This window comes from Ruegeria sp. HKCCD4884, assembly GCF_013110855.1.
GTDB lineage: Bacteria > Pseudomonadota > Alphaproteobacteria > Rhodobacterales > Rhodobacteraceae > Ruegeria.
This window is the reverse complement of sequence record NZ_WVRJ01000014.1, coordinates 26,098-43,086: the sequence shown is the minus strand read 5'-3', so window position 1 is coordinate 43,086 and position 16,989 is coordinate 26,098. Positions and strand designations below refer to the sequence as shown.

Below are 16,989 nucleotides of genomic sequence, written 5' to 3'. Positions count from 1 at the left end.
TGTACGGGTAACTCCTATGCCTCTTGTCGACACACCCCTTTCGCCGCAACGGCGCCGGTTCCTGCAGGACTCGGCCCGCGCGGCGGGCGGCTGCGTTGTCGCCGGGTCGGTGCTGGCCTATCTGGCCCGCGACGCCCGCGCGCTGCCAGCCGAGGCTTTGCGCCCGCCCGGCGCATTGCCGGAAAAGGAGTTTCTGTCGGCCTGCATCCGCTGCGGTCTGTGTGTGCGGGATTGCCCCTACGACACCCTGAAACTGGCCGAGCTTGGATCGGATGCGGTAGCAACCGGAACGCCGTTTTTCACCGCGCGGGATATTCCCTGCGAAATGTGCGACGACATTCCTTGCGTCGCCGCATGCCCAACAGGGGCATTGGACCCCGGGTTGGACAATATCGACGATGCCAAAATGGGCGTCGCGGTACTGGTCGATCAGGAGAACTGCCTGAACTTCCTCGGCCTGCGTTGCGATGTCTGTTACCGCGTTTGTCCGGTGATTGATGAGGCGATCACGCTCGAGACCGAGCATAATACTCGATCCGGTCATCACGCGCTGTTCATTCCGACCGTCCATTCCGATCGCTGCACTGGCTGCGGCATGTGCGAAAAAAGCTGCGTTCTACCCGAAGCCGCCATAAAAGTTCTGCCTACGCGCCTGGCGCGTGGTCGTTCGGCAGAACACTACCGCAAAGGCTGGGAAGAAAAGGCTACCAAGGGCGCGCCGGTGGTCGAAGGGATCATCGATCTGCCCGACCGTTTGCCAGGACCCGGTACCGACAACTTGGTCGCTCCGGGCGGGTTTGCACCCGGCTATGATTTGCCCGGGGTCGGGCAATGAGTACCCGTACACATATGCCTGTCGGTCAGGAGGCTGTCGACAGCAAAGGCTGGATCGGCGCACATCGCTATATGCTGTTGCGCCGCGCAAGTCAGCTGTTCTTTCTGATCCTATTTCTGCTGGGCCCATGGTTTGGCATCTGGATCGTGGAAGGAAACCTGGCGGGATCACTGACGCTGGGCGTGTTACCTCTGACTGACCCATTCATCCTGTTACAAAGCTTCATTGCGGGTCATTGGCCCGAGATGACTGCGTTGATTGGCGGGCTGATCGTCCTGGCCATTTATGCGCTGATTGGTGGCAGGGTTTATTGTTCCTGGGTCTGCCCTATCAACCCTGTCACCGATGCCGCGAACTGGCTGCATCGAAAGCTGGACCTGCCTAAAGGTTGGCAGCCCAAGCGCAGCACGCGCCTGTGGATCCTTGCGACTGTCCTGCTTGTGTCGGGTCTGAGCGGTGTGATCGCGTGGGAGCTGGTAAACCCAATCACCATGCTCCATCGCGGGCTGGTTTTCGGCATGGGCTTTGTTTGGGCCATGATTGCCGCAATCTTTATCTTTGACGTGATTGTCTCACGTCATGGCTGGTGTGGTCATCTGTGCCCAGTCGGTGCGTTCTATGGCCTGATTGGGTCAAAAAGCCTGCTACGTGTCAGCGCCACCAATCGCGCCGCCTGTGATGACTGCATGGATTGCTATGCAGTCTGTCCGGAAAATCAGGTGATCTCACCCGCGCTGAAGGGCAAGCCCGGAAGTACGCCAGTAATCCTATCGCCCGACTGCACAAACTGCGGACGCTGCATCGATGTCTGCGCAGTCGACGTCTTTAACTTTACTCACCGGTTCGACGACCACCTCGTCCAACCTTCCGATCCAGTTGCCGCGCCCGAGACGCGCGCTGCCAGACCTATCTAGGGGAGTGCCAAGATGAAAAGATCAATCGTTACAGGCGGAATTGCCCTTCTACCCGTATTGTTGCTAAGCGGATGGGCACTTGCCCAATCCGCTCAGGTCGAAACCCTGCGAGGTGCGGAAGTCGACGAGCCAATCCCGCTGGATCAAATACACAAAACTGTGGAAGGGCGCATGCAGCGCAACTATCGTCAGCAGCCGCCTTTGATTCCGCACTCAATCGAGCAATATCAGATCGACGTGCGAACCAATCAATGCCTGTCCTGCCATGACTGGTCCAAGGCGGGTGAGCGTAACGCGCCTACACTTTCAATGACCCATTATCTGGATCGCGAAGGGCGCGAATTGGATCGCATCGCCGGGACCCGTTACTTCTGCAACCAATGCCACGTCCCACAAGCTGACGCGCCACCGCTGGTCGAAAACGTGTTCCAGCCCTCCACCGGCAACTGATCCAACGCAAGACTGAAAGGAGCACCAACATGGCAGACTCCCCTGAAAAACGCGGCATGCTGGGTCGCCTGTGGAACGCGATATGGACACCGGCAGTAATGTTCAGCTCGGGTTTTCTGATCCTGGCCGGCTTTCTGGCCGGTATCCTGTTCTGGGGTGGATTTCACTGGACGCTGGAACTGACCAACACTGAAGAGTTCTGTGTCTCGTGCCACACGATGGAAACCAACCTGGGCGAATACCGCGAAACGATCCACTACAACAATCACTCCGGTGTGCGCGCGATCTGTTCCGACTGCCACGTTCCGGATGAGTGGAACCACAAGATCAAAGCCAAGATCATGGCCGTGAAGGACGTTTATCACGAGCTGGCTGGCACCATCAGCACGCCCGAGAAATACGAGGATCACCGTCTGGCAATGGCCTCTGCCGTGTGGAAAAAGATGAAGGCGTCTGACAGCCGCGAATGCCGGAACTGTCACAACTTCGACTATATGGACTTTACTATTCAGGAAACCCGCGCTGCATCAGAACACCAGCGCGCTATTGACACCGGCATGACCTGCATCGATTGCCATCAGGGCATCGCGCACAGCCTGCCGCCGAACTACCTTGAAACATATGAGAATGTGACCGCGGGACTTGAAGGCGAAGTTCTGGAAGAACATGCGAATGCATCGGGTGACGATATCCGCGACTTCCTGAACAACAGCTCGAATTGATGGGGGAGCGGAGATGCTAGAAATACTGGGAACCATTGGCGGCAACATCTTGAGCCTGCCCGGCATTCTGGGGCTGGCCCTTGGTATGATGACCCGCAAGTTGTGGCTTGGGGCGGCATTGGGCGGTGCGGTTGGCGTGTTTGAAACGCTGGTTTTTGCTGGCTTTCAATTCGCGCACGTCGAAGCGTTGGAACTGATGATCGCTATTGTGGTCGGCCTCTGCGCAGGCAGTTTGGGCACAGCCATTCGTCTCAAGGGAGCTACGGCCTGACACAGGTCCGGTTCCGCCACCCTGGCGGGACCGACGCACGTAAGGTTCAATCAGGTTTCAATGCAAAGAAGCTAAAAAGGGCGGGGAACGGAAAATCCTGCCTGTCGGTATCTGCCCCAAAAGCAAGAATGCCGGATTGGCGATCCGCAAAAGTACCGTCTGAAAAGTAGGGCAAGCTTTTGTCGTATCTGGACAGGGTGTTTCCTGAAATGCCGTGCGTCCTTTTCATGTAATGCGTCAGGCGTTTCTTCGGATAATTCTCGACCGTCATTGCATTGTGTACATCTTCCAGTCCGAAGTGCTTTAGAAAGGCTAAAAGGGACAGGGTATAGATCTCTTCTATTTCGCGGGTCGTGTTAGCCCAAGGTTTGACCGGTCCCGTAAAGTGGACATAACGAGGGTTCAGTAAGGCTATGATCTTGCCCGGCAGGTATGAGTGCTGCCAATTCCACGATGGTGACAACTCCAGCCAGTTTCCGTCCACAGCAATGTTAAGCGCGCTTTGATCGGCCAAAGGCAAAGGATCAGACGCATCTGTTAACGCTTCAAGTGCATTTTCAAAGGTGTTTTCCGCGATCAAAGCCTTACTGTTTACGAACAGCATGCCGGCATTGAAGTACTTTTGCTGCGCGCCTGCAGGTAACACGTTGAAATCCGCATTTTTCCAGAACCTACCCTGCGTCCAGCGTGTGTTATCGGCCACGGCCGCAATGGGCTGTTCGAAACCCTTCAACCGCATCAGATCAGCCGGCGACCCCCAGCGCTGCACGATGTCGTCATCGAGATACAGCACAAATTCGTGCAATTGAGACAGATCGCCCAGTGCTTTCAGCCTGAGCAAAGTCGCCTGGGACACGTAACCATGCGATTTGAATTTTTCGGGTGGGACAATGTCGTCCAGACAATAGACGATCCTGAAATATCTAGAAAACAGGGCGTCCAACCGCGGATCGACCTGAGCCGAGACATAAAGGTAATGCTGAATCTCGTTGGTCGTGTCGAGCAAGAAAGATCGCACCAACGCATAGGCCGCCTGCCAAATCTGGTTTTCGTCCGCGCACAACACCACGGCCATTTTTTTATAGCTGATCATTGGGAACAATCCCGTGGGCCACAACTTGAATGTACAATCGGGCCGGACACTACCGCAAGCGGTGGGTTATCAATCATACTGGCCAAGAACTTTTTGCATCGCCAGGATTTTGGGAGCACCGCGTCGCTTGAACTTGTCGGGGAAGACGAACGCAAACCCAATTTCATCCGCAAGGGCGTTCAGATCGCGCTCGATCTCCTGATCCGAGTGCGCAAACCGGCGGTTGCGTTGGAAGTCATGGAACAGATCTCCCGTCTTGGGAAAATCCGGGTTCTCGAACGTGCCCGGTTGCCAGTGGGGGTCCTAGATAATGTAAACCCCACCATCCTTGAGTTTTGGCCACATCTCCAATAGCGCGAATTGCTGATGATGCGAGGCGTGCGAAGCGTCGTCGATGATCACGTCAAAGGGCTGTTCAAACTGAGCGGCCGCAGCTTGGATGTTTTCACGTTTGTCCATATCGCATTGGACGAACTCAAACCTAGGACCTCTGCGCCAGGAAAAGTCCGAGATATCCAGACCCGTGATATGCGAATGTTCAAAATACTCTAGCCACATATCGACCGATGGAACGCGATCCGTTTGACGGTCCGCCTGCCTTCCACGCACCTCTGGGCCACCGCGCAACAACCCCATTTCCAAAAGCCGAATTGGTTTATCCCGAAGCGGGTGAAATAGAAGCTCGTATAGCCGTGTGTAACCATGAGCCAGATCTGTCAGCCCTTTGTCAGTACCGTGTTTTTTGGCCAGTTGGGTGAGATTGCGCATTTTGGAGCCGCGCTCCGTGAATTCAGACTTGCGATCATCCCTACCGCATTGAGCGAGGGTTATGAAATTGTCAATTGGCGAAACTGCTGGTTTTGAACGCAGTTAAGGTGGATCATCAACAGCGACGGGTAGAGTGCGCATGCAGCCTTCTTTCCGTGCAATCAGGCAGGATGAGTTCATTTCTTAATCTGAGCGCATTTAGGAAGCCACGAAGTTAAAACTGGATAGAAGAAAGTGAAATGAACCGCGAAAGATCACATTGAAACTTAAATTCAGGGTTTCTACGCAAAGCAGACCAAAGAGTATTGAAATCTCAAAAGGAATTCTTCAAACAAGGTAACACGTTAACGAATGCACCCTCGCGTAAGATGGATTCCAAAAAATTCCTCTCTATTTTTGCCTATGCAAATACAATATATACGTGTGGAGCGATGAGGGGAAAAATATGAGCAGGATCGCAGAACAATGACGCGGGTCCTTGAGGCAAAACGTATATCCAAAATACTTAATCTGGCCGGCCTGAAGGATCATCTTTCGATGTTCCGGCAAGAAGGTGTCGACGACCTGCTTCTGGACGAATTGACAGACCCGGAACTGCGCGACCTTGGACTAAATGTTGGGGAAAGAAAACGGTTTCGCAAAGCGCACGCGGAACTAAGAAGCAAAGACACTTCGAATAAAGATGGTGTTCGGTCCGAGGCTGAACGCAGGCAACTGACGCTGGTGTTTTGTGATCTCGTTGGGTCCACCCAGCTGGCCCAGCGGTACGACCCCGAAGACTTGATGCAGATCATGAATCTGTATCTGGATACGGCGATCGGCACATTGAAACAGCATGGTTGTCATTTGGCCTATCGTCAGGGCGATGGAATCATGGTGTATTTTGGTTATCCGAAAGCCATGGAAGACGATGCAGAGCGCGCCGTGCGTGCAGTTCTGGAGACGATCGAGGCAGTTCAGAACCTCGAGAATAAGTTCGGCGAAAAGCTGAATCTGCGCGCGGGAATCGCAACCGGCATGGTTGTTGTGGGGGTCGTGTCCTCGAAAAGTCTGGGGTCAGAGGAATTCTTGGTCGGCGAGACAGCAAATCTGGCGTCCCGGCTACAAGGGTTGGCCGAACCGGGCGAGGTGATTGTATCCTCAGAAACCATGCGCCTTGCGCAAGGCACATTCGAGTTCGAACCGCGTGGCAGCCACGATCTCAAAGGCTTCGAAAATCAGCGCAAAGTTTATTGCGTGTTAAAGGAAACTGTATCCACCAGCCGTTTTGACGCCCGGGCAGGGCGATCTGCTGTCAAGCTTGTAGCCCGGAACGACGATCTGTCGGCCCTGAGGCAGCTCTGGACTGAAGCACAGGACGGGTCAGGCCGAATGGCCCTTGTCGGCGGCGCAGCGGGTATAGGCAAGTCGCGGCTCATCAAGTCGTTGTCGGAAGCAATTGGGGTCAGGCCCCTGACACTGCAATGCACACCGCATCTGGCCAGCCTTCCTCTGCACCCCGTGGTCAGTGAACTAAGGCGCGTGTCTGGGGACCAGACGGACGACAATATCCGAGCTGCTATATTTGGTTTTGTTCAGTCCGCCCCTCGAGTCAACGAAACGGACTTGCCTGTCCTGCTGGATCTGGCGGGCATCGACTCGGGTGCTCCTGCCGAACCGGATCCTCTTAAAAAAGCACGCAAATCCATGGACGTGCTGCTGCGCAGCCTCGGCAGCATTTGCGACAGGCGTGGCACATTGCTGTTGGTGGTCGAGGATCTACACTGGGCCGATGCAACCACTCTGGATCTGCTGGACGCGCTTGCGAACAATCTGGTTGGCTTCCCCGTTCTCGTGGTTCTGTCACATCGACCAGAATACGAGCCGCCCGAGCATTTTCAGGACAAGGCGACAAGCGTTGATCTTTCACCGCTAGCACGCACCGAAGCGTCCGAACTGGTTCGCCGCGTGGCCGAACCCTATAGCCTGCCGGTTATTCTGATCCGTCAGATCATCGAAAAAGCGGATGGGGTGCCTCTGTATATCGAAGAAATGACCAAAGCGGTTCTAGACCAATTGCCCGCCGACGCACCTATCAATGCCGAGGTTCTGGACGCACTCAGCGTGCCATCCACCCTTCAGGATTCGTTGATGTCGCGCCTTGACCGGATGGAAAACGCCAAACCGGTTGCGCAGCTGGGTTCCGTCATCGGGCGCAGCTTTTCGGCCCATATGATCAAGGCGGTCGCGCAGGCTGACATGGATGTCGACCGCGCCTTGCTGCAATTGATTGCGGCCGGTGTTTTGTTGGCCACCAGCGATGAAGGATCGGCCACCTATACGTTCAACCATGCACTGGTTCAGGACACAGCCTATAACTCGTTGCTGCGGGAAGACCGACAGAAACTGCATCTGAAAATTGCCAAAGCCCTGCTGGATGGGAATAAGGCCTTTGGCAGCCCTGCCCCTGACACCATCGCGCATCACTGCGATTTGGGAGGGCTAAAGAACGAGGCCGTCACCCACTGGTTCACGGCTGGAGAACTGGCCCTGTCCCGACTGGCAAACCTTCCTGCGATATCGGCGTTTCGGGCGGCACTGCGTAATCTCGGAACAATGCCCGCCACTGACGAACGAGATGGATTCGAATTGCAGGTTCAGATGAACATTCTACCCGCCTATATGGCGATTTATGGCTGGTCTGCGGATCAGGTCGGGGAAACAGCCGCCCGTGCGATGGAACTTGCCCAGGCTCTGGGCGATGGAGAGACGCTTTTTGCGGCTACCTTCTGTCGCTGGACCAACTTCTTTGTCGGCGGTCAAATGAACCATGCTATGGAGATGGGACAAGCGCTAAATGCAATGGCCGGAATGACCGAAGATCCGGTCGCCAACGTTCTGACGGCCCGAGCCCTTAGCTTTACTCACTACTTCCGGGGTGAATTCGCCGATTGTGAACACCAGCTCGACCGCGCCTTTGCCGTCATCACGCCCGAACTTGATATGGCGATGATGCCGATGACGCAGTCCTCGACCTTGGCCTCATTGCTGGCCATCCAGGGGTGCCTGTTGTGGCAGCAAGGCAAGTTCGACGACGCCGAAGCCGCACGCCTTCAGTCTATCGAGGTAAGCAAAGCGCTGAACCATGCGCCTAACCTTGTCTATATTATGGGGGCTTGTTGTATGTTCCTGCCCTATGCGGGTGAATGGGACAGAATGGACGCCACAATGAAGGAAGCCCGCAAAATCGCGGATGAAGAAGGGTTCCTGTATCTGCATGCCATGCAGGACATCTATATGGGCCTTGCACAGGCCGGAAAAGGTAACCTTGCTGGCGTTCCGGAACAAATCGAAGCGCGTATGAACCTGATCTCCAAATCGGGCGGTAACTTCACATTCCCGCAGAATCAGATCGTGCTGTCGGAAATCATGGTCGACCATGGTGACATCGATAAAGCTCTGGACCGTCTTGAGGCGGTCTGCACCCCGGGCTGGGAACGCGGAGAAACGCTGAACAAACCGGAATATCACCGAGTGCGAGCCAAAGCCTTTGCCGCACGCGGAGAATTAGGTGCCGCCCGGGATGAAGCAGAATTGGCGCTGAAGCTGGCCAGCAGTATCGGCGCTGTTGTCCAGGAAGATCGCGCCAAGCGACTTCTGGATCGACTGAACGAAGCAAATTGAACAAAAACCAAGTGCCTCACCGATGAAGGCAGCACAACCAAGAGGGATTTGAAATGACCGACGCATTGGACTGGGGCGACGACCAGTGGAACGCTGTAAACAAAGCCGTCCATGATGAAGCGCTGCGTGCTCGGGTGGCCGCAAGTTTTCTGCCACTGTACGGGCCGTTGCCGGCTGACACGCAATCGGTCCCGCTGAACCGGCTTGAGTTGATCGATAACGAAAACGGCACCGCAAAACGTCTTGGTGTCAATGACTTTGACACCACGCGCCTGACCACAGTTTCAGTAAACGTCTACTTGAAAAACGCTCAAGTGGCGGATCCCGAATTGTCGGCAGCCATGATCATGTTCCGCCGCGCCGCTGCGATTGTGGCCCGGGTCGAAGATGACATCATTTTCAACGGTCAACCCGATACAGGAGAAGGCCCCAAACCCGCCACTGGCGCGCCAGCCTCGTTGCCGCCGATTTACACCGTCACCGGAGGTGGCAAATATGAAGGCTTACTGGAAGCGGGCGAGAAATCTTCTGGGTCGTCGTCCTCCAAGAAGAAAACCTGCACCGGACCCGAAGTGTTCGAAGCCGTGGTTGCGGGTATCAACGAATTGGAATCGCGCGGGTATCTGGGCCCATACGCTTGTGTGATGGGCAATGGCCTGTTCCAGGCTGTTACAACGCCGATGGACAACTCGATGGTCCTGCCACGCGACAGCATTCTGCCGTTTCTGGATGGTCCATTGCTGCGTTCGGGTACATTACCCGCAAACAAAGCGGCGCTTGTGTCACTGCAAGGGGCGCCGGTTGAAATCGTTGTGCCATCCGAAATCTCGGTCAAGTATCTGCAAACGTCGGCCGAAGGCGAGCATGTCTTCCGCGTGCAACAAAAATTCCGCCTGCGGATCAAGGAAGAACAGGCAATCCACACTCTCACCTGCTGACCGAGGATTTGGTCGTGCGCGAGTTTACAGACCGCGGTGTCACCCTGCGCTGGTCAGAAACGATCAGTGCGGCCGGAGACAAACGCGCCTTGATCGAGGCCGGACCATCCGTATCGCCTCATGACACTGTGCGGCTGATCTGTTCGCAAGTCGGCGGCCCCGAGCGGGCCATTCGCGGCTGGCCTCTGCACCGCGATCCCAAAACAGGTCTTCAGCACTTTGCGGCCACCTTGCCATCGGTGATGCAGGGCAAGTCGCTCAACTGGCGTCCGGTTTTGACGTCCGGGGGCCGCGAATATGACCCGGGACCTGACACGGCTCCGAGTGCGGCACCCGCGCAACAGCCAAAGCCAGCGCAGCAGTCACCGGTTCTGGAGCATATCGCCAAATTCACTGTGCCCTTCACCGGCGACTTTCATATCTCGGGCGAGACACCAGACGGTATCTGGCTGCATTTTGCGATCAAAGAAGGCGGAACAGTCGAAGGCCCGCACCTAAAAGGGGTGATTGAACCGGTTGGAGGCGATTGGATGCGCGTGCGCCCTGACGGCGTGGGGCTGCTACATGCCAGAGCGTTGATAAAGCCAACCGAAGGGGGTGCGCCGATCCTGTTTGAAGATACCGGCGTGTGTGAATTCGGTCCCGACGGTTACGCCGCAGTGTTGAAGAGTAACCTGCCCGCCACGGCCCCTGTGCGGCTCGCGCCGCGTTACCTGACATCGAACCCGAATTATAGCTGGATGAACCGGGTGCAGGGTTTTGGCATCGGCGAAGCCAGCCTGTCGGACATCACCTTGCGCTTTGACGTCTATTCCGCGAAAGGAACATCAGATGGCTGAAAAAGTTGTCATTCTTGGCGGTGGCGTGGCCGGCATGAGCGCCGCGCACGAACTGATTGAACGCGGGTTCGAGGTTGAGATCCACGAACGTCAAATGATCCCCGGCGGCAAGGCACGCAGCATTCCGGTGATGAAGGGTGAAGGCGATCACGGCTCGAAGGCGAAGCACATCAAGGCGCTGGAAAAATGGGCCGAGATGGACGGGGCCAGCTATCCTCCCGGCGTAAAACGCCCATGGTTGCCCGGCGAGCACGGGTTCCGGTTCTTCCCAAACTTCTATCGGCACATCACCGACACGATGGCCCGCACGCCTTATTACGACAAGGGCACGTGCTTTGATAATCTGGTGCCGACCACTCAGGTTCTGGTCAGTCAGTTTGACAAGCCCGGCATTATTGTGCCCGAGCGATTTCCTCGCACCCTTAAGGACGTTGCAGATGCGTTCAAGACAATTGCCTTCGCGCTCTCGCCACGGGACCAGATCGCATATGAGGATGTCGAGCACTTCGTTGCCTGCATGTGGCGGATAGCGACATCCTGCAAGGAACGCCGGTTCGACGAATACGAACGGATCGGATGGTGGGATTTCATCGGGGCGGAAGACCGCTCGGAAGCATATCAAAAGTTCCTTGCCATTGGCCTGACCCGGTCTTTGGTGGCCGCCAAAGCCACAACTGCCAGCACCAAGACCGTGGGCGACATTGCTGTACAGTTGCAGTTGGGCATCGCCACCCCCGAACCGCAGTGCAACAGGTTGCTGAATGGGCCCACAAACCTTGTCTGGATTCAACCCTGGCTGGATTACCTCAAAAGCAAAGGGGTCGTTTACAAATTCGACTCCAAGGTGACTGGCATCGAATGCCAAAACGGGCGGATTACCGGTGCGACGGTCGAACAGGATGGCAAAGAGCAGAAAGTCACAGGCGACTGGTTCATCAGCGCCATGCCGATCGAACGTATCGCGCCACTTCTGACGCCCGAGATGATGGCGGCCGATCCGGCGCTTGCCAAACTGCCGCTTCTTGCGAACGACGTGCAGTGGATGAACGGCATTCAGTTTTATTTGACCAAAGAGGTCACGCTGACCAACGGCCACGTCATCTTCATCGATAGCCCGTGGGCTTTGACCGCCGTGTCGCAAAAACAGTTCTGGCCGGGGATCAACTTTGACAACTGGGCTGAAGGCAAAACCAAGGGTCTGCTTTCAATTGACATTTCGGAATGGGACAAGCCGGGTCTAAACGGCAAGACCGCGCGCAATTGCACCCGGGAAGAGATTGCAAAAGAGGTTTGGGAGCAGCTCAAGCGCAGCCTCAATGTGGATGGCGAGACTGTGCTGCGGGATGAGGATATGCACTATTGGTTCCTCGACCCCGACATCGTGCAGGACCCCGAAGATCCCAAACGACAAAGCAATGTGGAACCTCTGCTGGTCAACCGAATCAACAGTTGGCGGCTGCGGCCAGATGCGGCCACATTGATCCCGAACTTCTTTCTGGCCTCCGATTATGTGCGCACCTTCACTGACCTTGCCACAATGGAAGGAGCGAATGAGGCCGCGCGCCGGGCGGTTAACGCGATCCTGCAACGCAGCGGATCGGATGCCCAGCCCTGCCAGATCTGGGACCTGCACGAGCCTGATATACTGAAACCGCTGCGCGCCTATGACTACGCGCGTTATCAAGCGGGTCTGCCTTGGGACAACCGGTTCGCGGTTGCGGTTGAGGCTGCACTCAAAATGGGTCAGGACACGACAGGGGTTGATCGCGGCGGCGACGGACCTTTGGCGGTCATTGGGGAACCGACTGCTGAATACTCCAAGCCCGGCGGGATCATCGAAGACCCGGCCATTGCCGAAGCGCTGCGCATGATTTGTCCGCCGAAAGAGCTTTTTGATCTGATGGCTAGCTATGAGCCCACCGCTGATCTTCCGATCCCCGGAGATGAGGTGGCCGAAGATCTAGCCTATGATCTGGGTCGCGACAGCGGTCAGTCTGATGTTCTGTCCAGGGCTCTGCCAATGACGGATGGACCCTTCGCCTCCGACCGTGCACAGAACAGCAAACCCCGCGTGATCATCTCGCAGAAGGGTTAACCATTGAAACCCGGAACCGCACATCTGGACCCTGCGGCACAGCAGGAGTTTCTGAAACAGCTGACCTCTTACGGGGATCGCGCGCGTGAAACTCTGTTGGGGCTTTTGCCAACGGGTGAACCCCAGGCTTATCTGTATGGTCCGATACGGGATTATATCGAAACATCAGGCAAAGGACTACGGCCCGCACTATTGCTGGCCACCTGCGAAGCCTTTGGCGGCAATGCCGAGGAAGCACGGGTGTCCGCAGCTGTGCTGGAGCTTTTGCACAATGCCTTTCTGATCCACGACGATATCGAAGACCAAAGCGATTTCAGGCGTGGGCGGGCATGTATGCACCAGCGGCTTGGTGTCCCTTTGGCCATAAATACAGGCGACGGGATGCAAGCGCTGGCCCTGCGGCTGTTGCGGCAAAATCTGGGTTCGCTCGGGCTGGAAACCGGAATGCGCGTTGTGGATGAGTTCGACCATCTGCTGCAGCAATCCATTGAAGGTCAGGCGTTGGAGCTGGGTTGGATACGGGACAATCGGCTGAATGTGGACGCGTCGGACTATTTGCGGATGTGTCTGAAAAAGACTTGTTGGTACAGTTTCATTCACCCCATGCGGATCGGGGCATTGATTGCGCGGCCGCAGGATGTAGCGTCTGGCGCGTTGAATCTGGATGATTTCAACGCGTTCGGCTTTTTTCTGGGCGCAGCGTTTCAAATTCAGGACGATGTTCTGAACCTTGTTGGTTCACAGGACAAATACGGCAAGGAAATTGGTGGCGACATCTATGAGGGCAAACGCACGCTGATGTTGGGTCAGCTTGGTCTGCACGTCGATGAACCGGAACAGAAGCGATTGACCGAGATGCTGTCAAACCCGCGTGAAAACCGGTCAAATCAGGATGTTGAATGGGTGCTTGAGCGTATGGGCCACTATGGCAGCATCCGATTTGCGCAAGATGCGGCCAACGATCTGCTTGCATCTGCCCGTCAGGAATTTGCGCAGGTATTTGCAGGCACCCAAGACGCCCCGCGTGCATTTCTGGCGCAGTTCATGGATTACCTCGTGACCCGTCAGGTCTGAGCACCTGCAACCTCAAACACCACAACGATCGAAGTTTGCTCGGTCCCGGTGCAGGCGATCCGGCCATGATAAGCGCCCGGTTCCGTCAAATCCGGCACGGTGACTACAATCGCTACATCTGTGGTCTCTCCGGCAACCAGTTGGATTTGGGGTGGAACAACGTTTACGCGGTTTGCAGGCAGAATATCCCCATTCGGATTGGTCAGATCACCAGGTTCGAATTGCATTTCAACCGGCTCGTCACCTTCAGCCGCAGCAAAGGACAACAAGATTGTAGCCGTACCGCCAGGGTGGCAGATCTTGCGACAGGTAAAAGGCCCTTCGAGATGTTTTTGGTTGCCGCGCTCTGTCTCAAGCACGCGGCGCGCGATATCCGAAATCGGTTGAGTGTCCGGCTGCGATGCAACAGAGCTAATTGCGCGTGACGGGTTTTCGTAGGGTTTACGCTCGAAATAAGGCATAACTTAATTTGCACCCGCGGCGTGGATCAGTAAATGGAAAATCCACCTACTGATCGCCGGGTTTGTTTATTTCCCTTTCCAAACCGGATCGCGTTTTTCGGCAAAGGCGCGGGCACCTTCCAGTTGATCTTCACTGGCATAGAGTACGTCCACAGTGCGCAGCTGACGTTTGGTGATGTGGTTCATCGCATCCTGGAATTTGGTATCCTCGGCGTCGCGCACGATCTCCTTGATTGCCGCATAAACCAGAGGCGGCCCCGAGGCCAGAAGGCGGGCAAGTTCCCAGGCACGGTCCATGAGTTGATCAGCAGCGACGATCTCATTCACCAGCCCCCAACGATTGGCTTCTTCCGCATCGAACCAACGCCCGGTCAGCAGCAGTTCCATGGCAATGTGATATGGAATGCGTTTGGGCAGCTTGACGCTGGCAGCATCTGCCACAGTGCCCGAGCGGATTTCCGGCAGGGCGAAAGTGGCGTGATCAGCGGCAAGGATCATATCCGCTGAAAGGGCAAGCTCAAGCCCGCCCCCACAGGCGATGCCGTTCACGGCTGCGATCACGGGCTTGTTCAGGTCGCGCAGCTCTTGCAGACCTCCAAACCCGCCAACACCATAATCTCCGTCCACAGCGTCACCATCGGCGGCAGCTTTCAGGTCCCAGCCCGGGCAAAAGAATTTATCGCCCGCGCCGGTCAGAATGGCTACGCGAAGCTCTGGGTCGTCGCGAAATGCGGCAAAGACCTCGCCCATGATTCTGCTGGTGGCAAGGTCAATGGCATTGGCCTTGGGGCGGTCCAGCGTCACCTCGAGGATCGTTCCGTCGCGGCGGGTTTTGATTGGGTCCATTTTTCAGGCCTTCCTTATCAGTGCATCCACCGCAACCGCGTCGTCCCGCGTGCAGAGGAGAGGGTTAATCTCGACCTCGCCAAGCGTGTCGGCGTTTTGCAAAACATAGGCCTGAACAGCATCGACTGCGGCAATGATCGAATCCATATCAGCCCCCGGTTGGCCGCGATAGCCTGCAAGCAAAGGCGCAATTTTCAGCTGACCAAGCGCCGTGCGGATGTCTTCAGGCGCGCTGGGCACCAGCAGAGAAACTGTGTCACGCATGACTTCAGTCAGCACGCCCCCTGCCCCAATGGTCAGTACAAACCCATGCGCCGGATCACGAACGACACCAACCAAAAGTTCCGCGACAGTTCCCGTGATCATCTCTTCTATCAGAATGGCTTCGGTGCCGATTTCGGCCGCTACATCGGCCACGTCTTCGGCCTGGATGCCCAGCCGAACGGCGGCGTGTTCTGACTTGTGCGCAAGCCCAACGCCTTTAACAGCAAAAGGTGCTTGCATGTCCTGCAACGCTTTGCGGATTTCTTCTTCGCCACTGACTGTGCGGTTTTGAGGGATGCGCAAACCGCATTCAGCCAGCGCCTGTTTGGACACCCCCTCGGTAAGGGTTCGCGACGCCTCGGCGCTGCCTGGCAGCAAAACGGGCAGCAAACAGGGGGCACGGACCTGACCCGCCGCGCGCGTGGCGGCAAGCGCTTCACGGATACCCATAAAAGGCACGACGCCGCCTGTCATCAGGTCATTCGCCACATCTTCAGGCAGTAACTCTGGCAGGGTCGCGACAATGGCAAACCGTGCCCCAGTGTCCGCACGAACTTGCAAGGCCGCCCGCGTTGCACAGGTCCAATCTGTGGCGTCGGTGGTCGGATAATCGACGATAGAAAACGTCAGGTCGATATCCTCACCCGTCATACCGGACCATGCCTGCGACATCGCGCGTTCATCGCGCCAGATATAGGTGTGATAATCCAGCGGATTGTTCAGCGCCACCATAGGACCAAGCGCATTGCGTAGATGGGTCTTTTTATCATCACTTAGCGGTGGGAAGGTCAAACCGGTGCCGACGGCCATATCTGCAATCAGGCTCGCCTCGCCCCCCGAACAGCTGATCGAGGCTATGTTACCGCTGGGTAATGGACCGTAGCAGTGCAGCAGTTTCAACGTTTCGAGGAAATCCGGTAGCGACGAAAGACGCGGGATACCAAGCCGGTCCAACAACGCCTGCGCGCCCGCATCACTTCCTGCCAGAGACGCGGTATGAGACACCGTCGCTGCCTGCGCCTGTTCCGAAGCGCCGACCTTTAGGGCGACCAGCGGAATGCCCTTTGCATGGGCCTTTGCGGCCAGCGCCTCCCACTCGCGGATGTCCTTGAAACCTTCGACGTGCAGACCCAGGGCTGTCACGCGCGGATCATCAAGCAAGGCCGCAGCGATCTGCGCCTGACTGGTTTGCGCCATGTTTCCGCAAGCCACCATATAGGCAATCGGCAAGCCGCGTTTCTGCATGGTCAGGTTGATCGAGATATTCGAACTTTGAGTCAGGATCGCGACGCCTTTGTCCACCGGCGTCGCCCCGTGCTGATCCGGCCACAACAGCGCACCGTCCAACGCATTGATATAGCCATAACAGTTGGGGCCAAGTATGGGCATGTCACCGGCTGCGGCGATCAGCTGCGCCTGCAAGTCCCCGCCGGTGTCGTCTTCAGCGACGGCTTCGGAAAAACCCGAGGCAAAACAGACCGCCCCACCCGCGCCCATGCTGGAGAGGACCTGAACCGCCTCAATAGTGGCGTGGCGGTTGATGCCAATGAACACCGCATCCGGGGCTTCAGGCAGGTCTTCGATCTGGCCATAAACCTTGTGTCCCGCGATTTCGTTGGCTTTGGGATGAACTGGCCAGATTTGCCCGGCATAGCCCATACGTTCGGATTGCAGAATAACCTGCTGACACCAGGCACCACCGCCAATGACAGCGATAGTTTTCGGGCGCAAAAGCCGGGTCAGGTCTTTGTTCATG

Annotated in this window: 15 protein-coding genes; 10 read left to right on the top strand and 5 right to left on the bottom strand. The window is 56.4% G+C overall.

The features are described from left to right. Positions 1-16: 16 nt before the first annotated feature. From napG to GS636_RS18145, 5 genes are read left to right on the top strand one after another with little or no spacing between them, the layout of a single operon-like run. Positions 17-835, top strand: coding sequence for a ferredoxin-type protein NapG (napG, locus tag GS636_RS18165; RefSeq protein ID WP_171185649.1), 819 nt, complete (start codon positions 17-19; stop codon positions 833-835). Continuing rightward, on the top strand, positions 832-1,749 hold the full coding sequence (napH, locus tag GS636_RS18160; protein WP_171671373.1) for a quinol dehydrogenase ferredoxin subunit NapH: 918 nt from the start codon (positions 832-834) through the stop codon (positions 1,747-1,749). Before napG ends, napH begins: the two co-directional genes overlap by 4 nt. A gap of 12 nt (positions 1,750-1,761) precedes the next feature. Beyond that, the gene (locus tag GS636_RS18155) at positions 1,762-2,199 is read left to right on the top strand and encodes a nitrate reductase cytochrome c-type subunit (RefSeq protein ID WP_171094559.1); all 438 of its coding nucleotides are present in this window, start codon (positions 1,762-1,764) and stop codon (positions 2,197-2,199) included. 29 nt (positions 2,200-2,228) lie between these two features. Next, a complete protein-coding gene (locus tag GS636_RS18150) occupies positions 2,229-2,921 on the top strand; it encodes a NapC/NirT family cytochrome c (protein ID WP_171185653.1) in 693 nt (230 codons plus the stop codon). Between the two features lie 13 nt (positions 2,922-2,934). After that, the gene (locus GS636_RS18145) at positions 2,935-3,192 is read left to right on the top strand and encodes a hypothetical protein (protein ID WP_171185655.1); all 258 of its coding nucleotides are present in this window, start codon (positions 2,935-2,937) and stop codon (positions 3,190-3,192) included. Positions 3,193-3,238: 46 nt separating this feature from the next. Here the strand turns inward: GS636_RS18145 and GS636_RS18140 are convergent, their stop codons facing one another. Both GS636_RS18140 and GS636_RS18135 read right to left on the bottom strand, forming a co-directional pair. Next, positions 3,239-4,285: a glycosyltransferase gene (locus GS636_RS18140; RefSeq protein WP_171671371.1), complete on the bottom strand. Its 1,047-nt coding sequence runs from the start codon at positions 4,283-4,285 to the stop codon at positions 3,239-3,241. A gap of 303 nt (positions 4,286-4,588) precedes the next feature. Beyond that, positions 4,589-5,053, bottom strand: coding sequence for a class I SAM-dependent methyltransferase (locus tag GS636_RS18135; protein WP_171671368.1), 465 nt, complete (start codon positions 5,051-5,053; stop codon positions 4,589-4,591). A gap of 465 nt (positions 5,054-5,518) precedes the next feature. Here GS636_RS18135 and GS636_RS18130 point away from each other — a divergent pair, with 465 nt between their 5' ends. The 5 genes from GS636_RS18130 to GS636_RS18110 are packed head-to-tail and all read left to right on the top strand — an operon-like array spanning position 5,519 to position 13,662. Beyond that, the gene (locus tag GS636_RS18130) at positions 5,519-8,716 is read left to right on the top strand and encodes an adenylate/guanylate cyclase domain-containing protein (protein ID WP_171671365.1); all 3,198 of its coding nucleotides are present in this window, start codon (positions 5,519-5,521) and stop codon (positions 8,714-8,716) included. 53 nt (positions 8,717-8,769) lie between these two features. After that, on the top strand, positions 8,770-9,654 hold the full coding sequence (locus tag GS636_RS18125) for an encapsulin (RefSeq protein WP_171671363.1): 885 nt from the start codon (positions 8,770-8,772) through the stop codon (positions 9,652-9,654). Between the two features lie 14 nt (positions 9,655-9,668). Then, positions 9,669-10,493, top strand: a complete 825-nt coding sequence (locus GS636_RS18120; RefSeq protein ID WP_171671360.1) for a DUF3237 domain-containing protein — start codon at positions 9,669-9,671, stop codon at positions 10,491-10,493. Further along, entirely contained in the window at positions 10,486-12,588 is a 2,103-nt protein-coding gene (locus GS636_RS18115) for an FAD-dependent oxidoreductase (protein ID WP_171671357.1), read from the top strand. Before GS636_RS18120 ends, GS636_RS18115 begins: the two co-directional genes overlap by 8 nt. 3 nt (positions 12,589-12,591) lie before the next feature. Further along, the gene (locus tag GS636_RS18110) at positions 12,592-13,662 is read left to right on the top strand and encodes a polyprenyl synthetase family protein (RefSeq protein WP_216602955.1); all 1,071 of its coding nucleotides are present in this window, start codon (positions 12,592-12,594) and stop codon (positions 13,660-13,662) included. On the opposite strand, the gene GS636_RS18105 is transcribed toward GS636_RS18110, so the two are convergent. The 3 genes from GS636_RS18105 to GS636_RS18095 all read right to left on the bottom strand — a co-directional run bounded on the left by GS636_RS18105 (position 13,653) and on the right by GS636_RS18095 (position 16,988). Next, positions 13,653-14,123 (bottom strand): hypothetical protein, encoded by a 471-nt coding sequence (locus GS636_RS18105; RefSeq protein WP_171671355.1) that lies wholly within the window; start codon positions 14,121-14,123, stop codon positions 13,653-13,655. The two genes, GS636_RS18110 and GS636_RS18105, sit on opposite strands and share 10 nt — an antisense overlap. Before the next feature lie 66 nt (positions 14,124-14,189). Then, positions 14,190-14,969, bottom strand: a complete 780-nt coding sequence (locus tag GS636_RS18100; protein ID WP_171094540.1) for a carnitinyl-CoA dehydratase — start codon at positions 14,967-14,969, stop codon at positions 14,190-14,192. Positions 14,970-14,972: 3 nt separating this feature from the next. Continuing rightward, entirely contained in the window at positions 14,973-16,988 is a 2,016-nt protein-coding gene (locus tag GS636_RS18095; RefSeq protein WP_171671352.1) for an acetate--CoA ligase family protein, read from the bottom strand. Between the last annotated feature and the right edge of the window lies 1 nt (position 16,989).

Coding starts and splice junctions, on each gene's coding strand:
- GS636_RS18115 (WP_171671357.1), top strand. CDS start 10,486: ATGGCTGAAAAAGTTGTCATTCTTGGCGGTGGCGTGGCCGGCATGAGC.
- GS636_RS18155 (WP_171094559.1), top strand. CDS start 1,762: ATGAAAAGATCAATCGTTACAGGCGGAATTGCCCTTCTACCCGTATTG.
- GS636_RS18100 (WP_171094540.1), bottom strand. CDS start 14,969: ATGGACCCAATCAAAACCCGCCGCGACGGAACGATCCTCGAGGTGACG.
- GS636_RS18150 (WP_171185653.1), top strand. CDS start 2,229: ATGGCAGACTCCCCTGAAAAACGCGGCATGCTGGGTCGCCTGTGGAAC.
- GS636_RS18095 (WP_171671352.1), bottom strand. CDS start 16,988: ATGAACAAAGACCTGACCCGGCTTTTGCGCCCGAAAACTATCGCTGTC.
- GS636_RS18125 (WP_171671363.1), top strand. CDS start 8,770: ATGACCGACGCATTGGACTGGGGCGACGACCAGTGGAACGCTGTAAAC.
- GS636_RS18135 (WP_171671368.1), bottom strand. CDS start 5,053: ATGCGCAATCTCACCCAACTGGCCAAAAAACACGGTACTGACAAAGGG.
- napH (WP_171671373.1), top strand. CDS start 832: ATGAGTACCCGTACACATATGCCTGTCGGTCAGGAGGCTGTCGACAGC.
- GS636_RS18105 (WP_171671355.1), bottom strand. CDS start 14,123: ATGCCTTATTTCGAGCGTAAACCCTACGAAAACCCGTCACGCGCAATT.
- GS636_RS18130 (WP_171671365.1), top strand. CDS start 5,519: ATGACGCGGGTCCTTGAGGCAAAACGTATATCCAAAATACTTAATCTG.
- GS636_RS18145 (WP_171185655.1), top strand. CDS start 2,935: ATGCTAGAAATACTGGGAACCATTGGCGGCAACATCTTGAGCCTGCCC.
- GS636_RS18140 (WP_171671371.1), bottom strand. CDS start 4,285: ATGATCAGCTATAAAAAAATGGCCGTGGTGTTGTGCGCGGACGAAAAC.
- napG (WP_171185649.1), top strand. CDS start 17: ATGCCTCTTGTCGACACACCCCTTTCGCCGCAACGGCGCCGGTTCCTG.